We start from the raw sequence: 12,881 nt of genomic DNA, 5'->3' as shown, positions 1-12,881 counted from the left end.
CTCCACGCCTGACAGAGAACAGATTGTGGAGGCATGTTAGGATGAATACATTCTGTAATTAAATTACATTTATTTGTGATTCCTCTGCCATCTTTGTGCTAAATTTCTGTTAAAAAGGTTTTTTTGGTAATAAAATTACATAAAATGCTTGGTTAATGCACTTTTCTTCAGTAGGATCTGCCTCGTTCGGTAATTAAATTTCACATTCAGACTTGTCGAGGTAGTAATGAAAAAGTTTGTATTTGCAGCAGTGGCTACAGTTATTAGTGCTCAGTCTTTCGCGTCAGAAGGCAATCTTCGCTTTGTTGCGGTTGACAACAGCCCGTTTTCATCTATCTGTGTGATTGCCGCAGAACAAGGTGTGGCAGCCGCCCGTAAGTCTGCACCTCGTGAGTTTAATCAGGATATCAAGTGCAATGGCCAGGCAATTAGCCAGTTTGCTCGCCAGTTCAGAGCCGACGCGCCAGTGCAGGCCAATAACGTAGTTTATCAATTCGTTGTGGCGGACGAGCGTCCAGAATCTATGCTGTGCAAGCAGGCAGTGTCTGCTGGTGTGGAGTCATTGGGACTGACACGTCGCCAGATGGACGGCATATTTTGCAATGGCGTGCGTTTAACTTCTTTTGCAAAAGCCTACCAGGCTAACTAAGCAAACAGGCTTGTCGTCTGAAACGTTTGGTCTTCTTTAGGCTCTCTTTTGGGGGCCTTTGCTTTTTTAGTAACCAGCCGGGTTGTTGGATTTAAATCCGACCCACTACAGGTTCTGCACTCCTGAAAGTGACCACAATTCCTTAACCGCATTGGCTAATTAGAGAGCCTGACGCTGCTGGGAATACAGATTAAAAAGCAGCCCGGTTGGGCTGCTTTTTGGTAGTGGTCGAACACACAAGGTTTAACGCAGTTCTGCAATTTCCGCTAAAGGATGGCCGGTGGCTTTATCCGGGTAAGTGATAGACAGTAACGCTGACAAGGTTACAGCCAAGTCCTCAGGTGAAACCTGGCGGCTACTGCTGTAAGGTTTGACTTTCCAACCGGTAAAAAACAGCGGCACATGGGTATCATATTTGTACGGCGAGCCATGTGTGGCGGCCGAGTACCCTTCAAACATACTGGAAGGTTCTTGCACTAACACCACATCTCCCGCTCTGCTTGGGACATAGGCGTTCTGTACTTTGCTGGCGATGGGATCGAAAGATAAATCTTCACTCATCAGTTGTTGGCGGGTAAACACTCTAGCCACGCCGGGCAACTTAGCCGCGTGGGCGGCGACGGCCTTTTGTACGGCATGAATATCCAGATTTTTGTCGGCAATCAAGTCCAGATCAAGATACAAAAAAGGCATGGAGGTTTTGCGTACCAGTTTGCCTTCAATAGCAAATTCCTTGGCTAACTGTTGATTGATAGCGTTGAACTGTTTACCCGTATTGCCACGGAATCCGGCAAAGCCTATGCTTTTCTTATACTCAGGGATGGAATCCACGCCATGATCGGCTGACAATGCAATCAGCACATTTTTCAGGCCAACCTGCTTATCCAGGAAGCTGAAAAAATCCGCCAGAGTACGATCCAAATTCAGCAGGTTGTCTTCAGCTTCCAGGCTGTTAGGGCCAAACATATGCCCAACATAGTCATTCACCGAGAAGCTGACAGACAAATAATCCGTGATCTCATCCTTACCCATATCGCCCTGAATCACTAAGCGTTTGGCAAATTCGGCTGTCAGCTTGTCACCAAATGGCGTATAGGCCAGCATGCCGTAATAGTCTTTATCGGTTTCTGTCGGCATCTGATGTGGGAATCCCGACTTAAAACCTTTGGGGGGAATTTGAAAAGGTCGATTGCCGGCATTGTTGTGATACTGACCTTCATCCAGCATCATCGCCCAACTTTGACCGGCAAAACTGTCTTTCAGGCCTGATTGATTAAATTCTTCGGCGTAAACCGGCAACTGGTCGAAATAATAGTTGCTGGTGACGACGTTGCCGGTACCTTTGTCAAACCAAAAAGCTTTGCCAAAGTGCCCGCCCGTCAACACTGCGCCTCTGTCTTTGGTGGACACGGCAAATATTTTGGCCTTGCCGCTGCTGGCCTGGTAAAGCTCATCGGAAAAAGTGGATGCCATCAAATTGGCCGGCGAGGCACTGTATCCGTCTGCACCAAGCAACTGGGTATTTTTATCCGCAACGCAATAAACACTGTCAGCCGTGAGCCGGTCTGCCCAGCTGTTAGCCGGAATACCGTGTTGAGAGGGAAGTGCACCGGTGGCCAGGGTGGCATGACCCACTGCGGTAAGCGTGGTGGCATGACGGTAGTGCGCGTTTGTGTATAAGGCGCCATCATCAAGGAAACGCTTAAAACCCTTTTGATTGCGCTTATCCACAAAATTGCTTTGATACTTGTGCAGCAGATCGCCGCGCAATTGGTCTACCGTGATTTGTACTATCAACCTGGGCGCGTCTGCCAGCGCCGGCGCGCTGAAACAGGCGCACAGCGCCAGGATGCGTATCGCGTTGTTCATACTATCCTCTTGATTGTGTGGCGGCGCTCAGCGCCGCCCGGTTCTCAGATTACGCCGAGTTCGCGCAAGCGCTCGGTTAGATAACTGTCGGCTGTGTGCCGGTCAGACAACACCACATCGGGTCTGGGATGCAAAAACAGCGGCAGTGAAATTCTTGACCTGGACTGGTCCGCCCCCAGGGGGTTAATGACCCGGTGGGTTGTAGAAGGGAAGTAGCCGCCAGATGCTTCCTGCAACATGTCGCCGATATTGACGATCAGATTGCCAAAGTCGCAAGGCACATCCAGCCATTCTCCCGTTTTACTTTTCACTTGCAGGCCCGGTTCATTGGCGGCCGGCAGTATGGTCAGCAAGTTGATATCCTCATGGGCCGCGGCACGGATAGCACTGGGCTCTTCCCCGCCAGTCAATGGTGGATAGTGCAGCACCCTGAGCAGGGTCTTATCGCTGTTTTCAATCATACTGGACAGCGGCTGTGAATAGCGTGTTGATACCTCTGTCGGTGAGTGTTTCTCAACCCAGGACAGCAGAGTAGCAGCTAAGGCATTGGCTGCCTGATAGTAATCGGCCAGTTGCTGACGCAGTGCGTCAGGGCAACGACCCCAAGGGTAATAATGGAAATATTCCTTGATGTCTTTGACTTTATGCCCTTTGGCAGTTTCCGACACTGACGGAGGAAAATAGCCATCCTGGGTGTCTTTTTTAAACAAATATTGCTGCTTTTCTTCACCATCAAAGAAGGCTTGCCAGTTTTTGTAGATGGCATCCACTATGGCCTGTTGTATGGGGTGATTCTTCAGTACCCCAAACCCGGTTTGGTGAAGTGATTCCACAAAAAGCTGCTGTGCATTGTCAGCATGAAAGTCAACGGCGACTAGTTTCATTATGTTACCTGTCTTAGCAATATTCAGAGGAAAAGGAAAAACCCGGCAATGGCCGCACTCATCAGGTTGGCCAATGTAGCGGCCAGTACGGCACGCAGGCCCAGTTGGGCAATATCATGGCGGCGACAAGGTGCCATGCCGCCCAGCCCACCTAACAGTATGGCGATGGAGCTGAAGTTAGCAAAACCACACAGCGCGAAGGTCACAATGGCCTGACTATGCTCAGACAATTGCGCTCTTTGGTTGATAAAGTCGGCGTAGGCGTAGAACTCGTTGATAACGACTTTCTGGCCGATAAAGCTGCCAGCCAGTTGCGCATCTTCCCAGGGCACGCCAATAATAAAGGCTAGGGGTTGGAACAGATAACCCAGAATAACTTGCAGGGTCAGATCGCCTTCGCCAAAGAAGCTGCCCGCCCAACCGATTATGCCATTTAACAGAGCAATCAGAGCGACGAAGGCCAGTAGCATGGCGCCCACATTAAGCGCCAACTGCAATCCACTGGCGGCACCGGCAGCTGCTGCGTCAATAACGTTGACATTTTTTTCTTCTGCCTGACTGAGATCGGTCAGATCATTTTTCGGTGTTTCGGTTTCCGGCAGAATCAGTTTAGCCATCATCAGGCCACCTGGCGCTGCCATAAAGCAAGCCGCTATCAGGTACTTAAGTTCAACACCCAGACCGGCGTATCCGGCCAGAATTGAGCCAGCCACCGATGCCAGACCACCCACCATTACGGCAAACAGCTCTGAGCGGGTCATGGTGGGAATAAAGGGTTTGACGACCAGTGGCGCTTCGGTCTGACCGACAAATATATTGGCGGTAGCAGACATGGCTTCCGGGCGACTAACCTGCAGCAACCGCTGGATGGCACCGCCAATCAGGCGAATCACCCAGCCCATAATGCCTAAGTAGTAGAGTACGGCAATAAAAGAAGAGAAAAACACGATAACCGGCAAAACATGCACTACGAAAATAAAGCCCATTTTCATCCGGCCTAAATCGCCAAACAGAAAGTCGATGCCCTGCGAGGCGTAGCCAATAATCTGTGAAACCGTATTGGACACAGACAACAGCATGTCTTTGCCAAAGGGCACATAGAGCACCAGCGCTCCCAGGCCAATTTGCAGGGCAAAGGCGCCCAGCACTGTGCGCCAACGAATGGCCTTGCGATTGGTGGAGACCAGATAACCGAGGCCAAGTAGCAGCAGAATTCCAAGCAGACTAATCATAGGGTGCCAATTCCTTTGTTGTTATTATTTGAGTACTTGTTGAATATGCGATTTCAGCACATCCAGCGCGATGCGGTTTTTGCCACCCTGGGTAACAATCACATCCGCGGTAAAACGGCTGGGCGCGACAAATTTGTGATACATAGGTTTAACGGTATTTTCATACTGCTCACTGATGCATTGCAATGAACGCCCCCGTTCCTGTACGTCGCGGTTAATGCGTCGCAGCAGGCAAATATCCAGTGGGGTATCGATAAAAACCTTCAAATCAAAATAGGGCAGTAGTTCCGGACTGGCCAGTAACATAATGCCTTCCACTATGATCACAGAAGCGGGCGTGATGGGCTGGCTTTGCGATAAGCGGGTATGGGTCTTAAAGCAGTATTCCGGATACTCTATGGTTTCACCGGCCTTTAATTGCGCCAGGTGTTTTTCCAGTAACTCATGCTCAAAGGCTTGCGGATGGTCATAATTGGTTTGCAGCCGCTCTTCCATGCTCAGATGAGTCTGATCACGATAATAGTGATCTTCACACAGCACACGGATATCCATTCCTTCATCAAGTATTTCGGCTATCAGGGTTTTGGTAAAAAGAGATTTCCCAGAGCCTGAGCCACCGGAAATGGCGATAATTCGCGTATTAGACATGTTAAGGAATAGTGAGCAACGACAGGTCCGGCAAGAGTACCAGCGATGGGAAAAAAAGCCAGAGACTGGCTGAATTATGTACAGAATTAGCTTTACGTAAAGAAATTACTTACCAATAATTTCTAATGTTTCAGCCTGCAACTGTTCCAGGGCATAGTTGTGCAACTTAGAACGTGACCCCTCTCCCTGTGCCTTTGGGGGATAGAAAGCGGCCTTAAATTCCGGACAATCACGAAATACATCATCCAGCGCGGCGCGAATTTCACTGAGCATTTTGTCCAGATTGCTGCTGAAATCCGGACGTTTACGTATGGTATGGCCTAACTCAATCAGCCGATAGAAATAGCGATTGGCCAGTTCCAATAATTCTTCGGGGATGTTCTTGTTGTGGTTAAGTGCGGCATTTTCATGCTGAAGGCAATATTCAAGCAAGGCCACATAAAAGCAAAATGGCTTATTCGACAGCTGTATCTGTCGGTTATCTACGCTGTTGCTCAGCGTGCGCTCCTGTAAGTTAACGATAAGTCTGGGCAACGCAGGTTCACTGGGGCTTTCACCTGGCTCTAGCTGTTCGTCGGTGGTTTCTCTGCGCGAACTGCTGATCAGAAGGGTGAAAAGCAGGGCCGCCAATAAAGGAAAGATGGAAAATGCTTTGGCTAAGGGAAAGTGCTGAACCCCCAATTGCAGCGTCAGGGTTTGCCCCGGGATCTGCAGTTTGTGCTGCTGAATGATGCCGTCAAATTCTGGTTTGGACTGAGAAGCCGATATGCCTTGCAAGGCAAGCACTCGGATGGAATACCCCTTTAGTAATGATAACTCATTGAGTTTACTCAAATATTGGCGTACTGATTCCTCGTCTGCGACATTATTCATGACATCGTTAGGCAATCTGAGCCAGGGGAGATCCAAGGCAATGCGTTTTTCCAGCGCCAATGCCAGCGTTCCAGCCTGTTGGTAATGGGCCTGACGAGCGGCAAAAAAGTAAACCATCTGCAATACCAGTAAACTACCGATAAACAACAAGGCTGGGGTAATACGCGGATCTAATCTCATTGAGGTTGTACCTGGCAATCTGGCTCTGGGCTCAAACGACTGAAATAGCTGGAGTTTTGCTCTTTCGCAATATGGATTAAAGTGCGCTGCACGGCGCAGAATAAATCGATATTGTTGGTTTCCATCTTCAGATACCACTTGCTGCCACTGACTTGCTGCTCAATCGGCGTGATATAGTTACGTGACAAAATGTTTTCGTCACTGTCCTGCCAATAGGAGGAAATAATATCCACTTTGCCGCTGGTCAGCATATTTCTCAGTTCGGTATGGGAATTGGCATAACTGATTTGCAGGTTATCCAGGCTCAGCCCGAGCTCTTTAAATAATCGAATGGGAATCAGATGTCCTGATCTGCTGGTAGGGTAATCCAATAAGCCGATGCGCTTGCCCAGTAAGTAAGCCTTATCCAACAAGGGTTTTTCACGGGTGGAAATTAAATAGGCTGAATAGTCAGGGTAGGCTGCGACTACACGGTAGCCATAAGTCGATTCCCCCTTTACCGCTTCCATCAGGTTCTCTTTAACCAAGGCTAAATCGGCAATGCCCTTGCCTACATATTGCAGGACCTGGTCTTCGCTATGATTCCAGACGGCTTTCACCTGGCCGTATTGTTTGACCACCACCGGGTCCTGGCACAGCGCCGCGGACAAGTTTTTAGCCAGGTACTCGGCGTTGATAAAAACCACTAATGTGGCACTTAAGTTGTCACCATGGGTGCTGCATTCGGAAAATTGTTCAATAACGGGCGGGAATTCTGCCGTTGCACTATCGATATTTTCATTGCCAATCAACCACATAAGTACGATTAGCAACACCGCAATGGTCGCTATACTGATTTTCGACAGCTTCAAACCCGATAACATCATGAAATCAGAGAACTCCGATGAGTAAGGCTATACATTTCACCAGTTAATCTTACTTGTTTCAATGGGTAAAATTATTTAAAAGGCATAACTTATTGATTTAAAACATATATGAACAAGAAGTTATGAATCTTTATGAAGCCTTCCTATTTTAACCAGAGAAAGGACAATTTCTTCCGGAAATCTGAAGCGTCGGATGATTTTTGTTCAGTTTGGGTTGCCGGAAATTTGACTTTTCCGCAGCAGCGACTACTACAACAAAGTTGTCATAATCGCCTCTTAAACTGTGAATTGCACACAACAAACCTTAGGAAAACACAATGTTCACTAAATCCAAGCTCAATCGCGTTGCGTTAGCTGTGGCTCTGTCAGTGGGGATGTCCGCCGGAGCAATGGCTCAGGAAACATCTTCTGGTATTACCGGGAAGGTCGTTGGACCTAAAGGTAATCCTGCTCCAGGTACAGTTATTACCATTACGCATATTCCTTCTGGTACAGTGAAAACGGCCGTTGTAAATGACGCTGGTCAATTCACTGCCAAAGGTCTGCGTGTCGGCGGTCCTTATTCCATCACTGTGGACTCTGACAAGTTTCAGGATACGTCAGTGACTGACGTCTATCTGACATTAGGTGAACCTCTGCCTTTGAACGTGACGCTGGAACAGGAGCAATCTGTTGAGCGTATTGCTGTCACAGCATCTAAACTGAGCAGCATTGAGTTTGGTAACACCAGTCCGGGCTCTACTTTCAGCTTGTCGGATCTGGAACAAGCTGCATCTGCGGATCGTGACATTAAAGATTTGGTGCGTATTGACCCGCGTATCAGCATCTCCGAAGACAATGGTTCTGAATCCATTATTTGTGGCGGTAGTCACCCGCGTTTCAGCAGCCTGACTGTTGACGGCGTGCGCATGAACGACAGTTTTGGTTTGAATTACAACGGCTATCCTACTACACGTATGCCGTTCTCATTTGACGCCATAGACCAGGTTGCCGTTGAAATTGCACCCTTTGATGTGCAGTACGGTGGTTTTACCGGCTGTAACGTTAATGCGGTCACTAAATCTGGCACAAATGAAATACACGGAAGTGTGTTTTATGACTTCACTAGTGATTCTTTGACCGGTGATGAAGTTGAAGACGAAAAAGTAGACCTGGGCGACTTTACGGTTAAGCGCTACGGTTTCAATGTTGGTGCACCGCTGATTGAAGATACGCTGTTCTTCTTCGCATCTTATGAGAAGTTGGAAGGTGCTCAGATTTTCAGTTACGAAGCTCTGCAAACCGGCTCTGTAACGATGGACGAAGTTAACCGTGCTATTCAGATTTCCAAAGATGTGTATGGTTATGATGCCGGTGGTCTTCCAGCGTCCGCACCTGTGGAAGATGAGAAGATCCTGGTTAAATTGGATTGGAACATCAATGCCGAACACCGTGCCTCTTTGGTGTACAACTACAACGATGGTTACGAAATCGATCAGTCCGATGACAGCAGCCAAAACCTGACATTGTCAAACCACTTCTATAAGAAAGGTGCGACACTGGATGCAGTGGTAATGTCATTGTATTCAGACTGGACAGACAATTTCTCCACAGAAGTGCGTATCGGGCACACCAAGCTGGATAACGAGCAGCGTTCCACTGATGCAGATAGCGGCTTTGGTGAAATTCAGATCAGCTCACTGGAAAACGGCGGAACCATTTTTATCGGTCCGGATGATTCTCGTCAGTCTAACGATCTGGACTGGGAAAACACGACGTTCAAAGTTGCTGGTACATACTACCTGGATGAGCACACCATCACTGGTGGTTATGAGCAGGAAAACCTGGATATCTTTAACCTGTTTATGCAGCACACCATTGGTGAGTACCGTTTTGGTGGCGACAGAAACCGCAACACCAACGGTGGCGCCAGCGGCCTGGATGATTATGAGTTAGGTATTGCTGATGACGTTTACTACAATAACTCCGCCGGCACCAATAATCCGAATGATGCAGCAGCTTCTTTCTCCTATTCTACGCATGCTGCCTATATTCAGGACAAATGGACTCTGGATGATGTGACGCTGATCTTTGGTTTGCGTTATGACTGGATTTCCAGCAGCGACAAGCCTAAGCACAATGCGCTATTTGAAGAACGTTACAACATGACCAATCAGGCGAGCTTCGATGGTAAAGACTTGCTGCAGCCTCGTTTTGGCTTTAACTGGGCCGTTGACGACAGCCTGGAAGTACGTGGTGGTATTGGTCTGTATTCTGGCGGTAACCCTAACGTATGGTTGTCTAACAGCTACTCCAACGATGGTATAACCAATATAGATGCTTACCGTCCTGATATTAATATCTTAGATGCTGAGAAGATTGGTGACGGGCGTGCGGTGTTTGATCCAATCAAGTCAATGTATGATCAGGTCACGGCCAATAATCCGCCGTTGGGTGAAGAACCTTCTACCAACGCGGTGGACCCTGATTTTGATATGCCGTCTGAGTGGAAATACAACATTGGTGTCACCTACGCCACTGAAGATGATTATATCTTCTCTGCCGATTTCCTTTACACCAAGAAGCAAGACTCAGCCACTATTGTTGATTTGAGCAGCTTCGATACTGGTGATGACACCATTGATGGTCGTCCTATTTACGACAAGATGGTTCTGGCTACAGTTGACGGGCGTGAGATCACTCGTAACACTCGTTACAGCGACTTGCTGCTGACCAATGCACCTAAAGATGGTAGCTCTACCACTATCTCTTTGGCGGTGAAAAAAGAGTACGATTTTGGTCTGGATTTCCAACTGGGTTACGCTTACAACAAGTCAGAAGACTACAACCCAATGACAAGTTCAGTGGCGTATTCTAACTTCACCAACATCGCAGTTGCGGATCAGAATGACCCGGGTGTGGCGACTTCAAACTATGAAATCCCCCATAACTTTACATTGAGTGTGCGTTATACCGCTGAGTTCTTCGACGGTTACAATACAACTATCTCTTTGTTTGGTAACAGGAAAGCAGGTCGTAACTTCTCTTACACCTTTGATAACTTCCAACCAGGCTCTGACCTGGCCGATTATCGCTCACTGTTGTATGTGCCAACCGTTGATCAATATGGTACTGATGTCACTTTCGCGTCTGCCGATGTACAGGCTGAATTTGATTCATTCGTTGAACAGGCTGGTCTTGAGAAGTACCGTGGACAGATCGTACCTCGTAATGCTGGCGAGTCCAGCTGGTACACCAGGTTCGACCTGCGTTTCGACCAGGAATTGCCTGCGTTCACTGCTGACCACCGTGCAAATGCCTTCCTGGTGATCAAGAATGTTGGCAACCTGCTTAACAGTGACTGGGGTATTCAGCGTCGCGGTCCGTTCAATGCTGCTTCTGTAGTCGATGCAGAAATGAACGATGATGGTACTTACACTATCAACGGCGTTAACCCTGAGAACGCTGCAGAGTCTGTATACAATCCAGGCTCTCTGTGGGAAGTACGTTTGGGCGTGAAATATAGCTTCTAAGCTGATATAACGCTGAAACAAAGCCGGCCTTGTGCCGGCTTTTTCAGTAACAAAGCATGGCAGAAAACAACGCTCTGCCGTGACATCGCCGACGGAATTGATAACAATGATTAAACGCCTTCTACCTCTGTTACTTATGTTCGCAGCCAGCCAAACTTTGGCAGATATCCGCATCGCTACCTTCAACGTCAGTATGGAAGCCGACAACTATGTTGAGCGTGGTCAGCCTGTTACGGGACAGGAATTATTTGAGTTACTGAAAGACGGCGAACACAAGCAGATTCGCAACACCGCTGAAATAATTCAGCGGGTCAGGCCGGATATTATCCTGCTCAATGAGTTTGACTATGATGCGGATGCTGAGAAGGGGCCGCTGGCATTTATTCGCCAATATCTGAACAAGAGTCAACAGGGCGCGCAGTCGATTGATTATCCCTACTATTTTGTCGCACCAGTCAACACCGGCGTAGACTCCGGCGTGGACTTAAGCGGGGATGGCGTTGCCTCCGGCACCGAAGATGATGCTTTCGGATATGGTAAGTATCCCGGACAGTACGGCATGGTGGTGCTTAGCCGCTTTCCTATTGATACCGCCAATGTGCGCACTTTCCAGCGCTTCTTATGGAAAGACATGCCTGGCAATCTGATGACGTCTGTGGTGAAGACAAATGGTCAACCCTGGTACTCACCAGAAGCGCAGAATGTGTTGAGGCTATCCTCTAAGTCCCACTGGGATATTCCGGTGCAGGTGAACGGTAGAACGATACATGTACTGGCCAGTCACCCTACGCCACCTGTATTTGATGGCCCCGAGGACAGAAACGGTAAACGTAACCACGATGAGGTGCGTTTCTGGGTGGATTATTTATCCGGCGGTACTCAGGCCTCCTATATCTATGACGATCAAGGTAACAAGGGGGGCTTTAAAGGCGGCAACTTTGTGGTGCTGGGTGACCTGAATTCATCCATGACCGAAGGTGATTCGTTGCGCGATGCCATTGTTGGCCTGATTACTCATGACAAGGTCAATGGTCAGTTCGTTCCCCGCAGCGCTGGTGGTAAAGCACATAGCCCTGACAATCCGCTTGGCGCTACCCACACCGCTGGATGGCGTATGCGCGCCGACTATGTGCTGCCTTCTGAAGCAGGCTGGGACATTGTTGATGGCGGCGTATTCTGGCCTGCCAAAGAGGATGCGCTTTATCGCTTGGTTAAAGATCGTAAGAGTTCTTCCGATCATCGTATGGTTTGGTTGGAATTGGCATTTAAGTAAGTGCTGAATCTGTATTGACTGGATAAACCCGACAATATTCATCGCAGAGACGCCGAGTTCGCAGAGCTTTCAATAGTTTATTGTTAACCGGCCTTTCCAGTGTTCTGTGCGGGGCAGCAGTGGAAGTACTTCTTCATGTTGCTTCCGCCATGTAGAGCCTGTTCGTTTCCTACCAGTAGATGTCACCACAGAGGCACAGAGAACAGGGAGTTTTTTATTGCGTATCCAATGAGTCTCATCCTTTCTCTGTGACCTCAGCGGCACTGCGAGAATAAGAATCAAACGTTTTCGAACAGTGCCTCAACCCGCTTCAGGGTGTCATCGATACGAGTGACGTCGGCCGGGGCAATAAATATAGTGTCATCGCCGGCAATAGTACCTAGTACACCATCGGCCTGGCTCAATGAATCCAGCAGTCTGGCAATTAACTGTGCAGCCCCCGGACTGGTGCGGATAATCACCATCACATTGTTGTGTACGATATCCAGCACTAATTGCTTAAGCGGGCTCTTGGCCGTGGGCATACCCAGTTCCGGCGGTAAACAATAGACCATTTCACCCAGCGCATTGCGGGTACGCACCGCGCCAAACTTACTGAGCATGCGGGACACCTTCGACTGACTGATATTATCAAAGCCCTGTTCCTTCAGCGCTTCGACGATCTCGCCTTGCGAACCAAAGTTTTCGGTTTTGAGTATTTCCTTAAAGGATTTAATCAGTTCTTCTTGTTTACCTGCCATTGCCATCCCGCTTTTTACACTGCTATCAATTCAAGCCGTTACTTTACCTGCCAGACCTGACGAATCAATGTTTTTTATACCTTGGTCTTATTCCGCTAAACTTGCTGATGAATTAGAGTCGATTTGCAGGCAGCTTGCTAAGCCCCCGGCCACAA

At 48.4% G+C, this 12,881-nt stretch carries 10 protein-coding genes; 3 read left to right on the top strand and 7 right to left on the bottom strand.

Translation table 11 applies throughout. The annotated features are described in order from the left end of the window. The first annotated feature begins 226 nt into the window (after window positions 1–226). Entirely contained in the window at window positions 227–649 is a 423-nt protein-coding gene (locus ABD028_RS14245) for a hypothetical protein (protein WP_343845769.1), read from the top strand. A gap of 243 nt (window positions 650–892) precedes the next feature. Here the strand turns inward: ABD028_RS14245 and ABD028_RS14240 are convergent, their stop codons facing one another. The 6 genes from ABD028_RS14240 to ABD028_RS14215 form a co-directional block, all read right to left on the bottom strand. Continuing rightward, complete coding sequence (locus ABD028_RS14240) at window positions 893–2,518, bottom strand: alkaline phosphatase family protein (protein ID WP_343845767.1); 1,626 nt, start codon at window positions 2,516–2,518, stop codon at window positions 893–895. A gap of 44 nt (window positions 2,519–2,562) precedes the next feature. Next, window positions 2,563–3,402, bottom strand: coding sequence for a 2OG-Fe(II) oxygenase family protein (locus tag ABD028_RS14235; protein WP_343845765.1), 840 nt, complete (start codon window positions 3,400–3,402; stop codon window positions 2,563–2,565). A gap of 23 nt (window positions 3,403–3,425) precedes the next feature. Beyond that, a complete protein-coding gene (locus ABD028_RS14230; RefSeq protein WP_343845763.1) occupies window positions 3,426–4,634 on the bottom strand; it encodes a NupC/NupG family nucleoside CNT transporter in 1,209 nt (402 codons plus the stop codon). A gap of 24 nt (window positions 4,635–4,658) precedes the next feature. Then, complete coding sequence (gene udk / locus ABD028_RS14225) at window positions 4,659–5,282, bottom strand: uridine kinase (RefSeq protein WP_102797524.1); 624 nt, start codon at window positions 5,280–5,282, stop codon at window positions 4,659–4,661. Window positions 5,283–5,387: 105 nt separating this feature from the next. Next, window positions 5,388–6,335 carry a hypothetical protein gene (locus ABD028_RS14220; protein ID WP_102797523.1) on the bottom strand — a complete coding sequence of 316 codons (948 nt, stop codon included), beginning with the start codon at window positions 6,333–6,335 and terminating at the stop codon, window positions 5,388–5,390. Beyond that, window positions 6,332–7,201: a substrate-binding domain-containing protein gene (locus ABD028_RS14215; protein WP_102797522.1), complete on the bottom strand. Its 870-nt coding sequence runs from the start codon at window positions 7,199–7,201 to the stop codon at window positions 6,332–6,334. The genes ABD028_RS14220 and ABD028_RS14215 overlap by 4 nt, the downstream gene beginning before the upstream one ends. A gap of 317 nt (window positions 7,202–7,518) precedes the next feature. On the opposite strand from ABD028_RS14215, the gene ABD028_RS14210 reads away from it, so the two are divergent. Both ABD028_RS14210 and ABD028_RS14205 read left to right on the top strand, forming a co-directional pair. Further along, window positions 7,519–10,713 carry a TonB-dependent receptor gene (locus ABD028_RS14210; protein WP_343845761.1) on the top strand — a complete coding sequence of 1,065 codons (3,195 nt, stop codon included), beginning with the start codon at window positions 7,519–7,521 and terminating at the stop codon, window positions 10,711–10,713. 106 nt (window positions 10,714–10,819) lie between these two features. Next, window positions 10,820–11,986 (top strand): endonuclease/exonuclease/phosphatase family protein, encoded by a 1,167-nt coding sequence (locus ABD028_RS14205; RefSeq protein ID WP_343845760.1) that lies wholly within the window; start codon window positions 10,820–10,822, stop codon window positions 11,984–11,986. A 278-nt stretch (window positions 11,987–12,264) separates the two neighbouring features. Here the strand turns inward: ABD028_RS14205 and argR are convergent, their stop codons facing one another. Continuing rightward, on the bottom strand, window positions 12,265–12,732 hold the full coding sequence (argR, locus tag ABD028_RS14200) for a transcriptional regulator ArgR (protein WP_102797520.1): 468 nt from the start codon (window positions 12,730–12,732) through the stop codon (window positions 12,265–12,267). Window positions 12,733–12,881: the final 149 nt, after the last annotated feature.

Source organism: Bowmanella denitrificans (genome assembly GCF_039522935.1).
Classification (GTDB): Bacteria; Pseudomonadota; Gammaproteobacteria; order Enterobacterales; family Alteromonadaceae; genus Bowmanella; species Bowmanella denitrificans.
The sequence above is the reverse complement of the archived record's forward strand: the minus strand, read 5'-3'. Positions and strand labels throughout refer to the sequence as shown.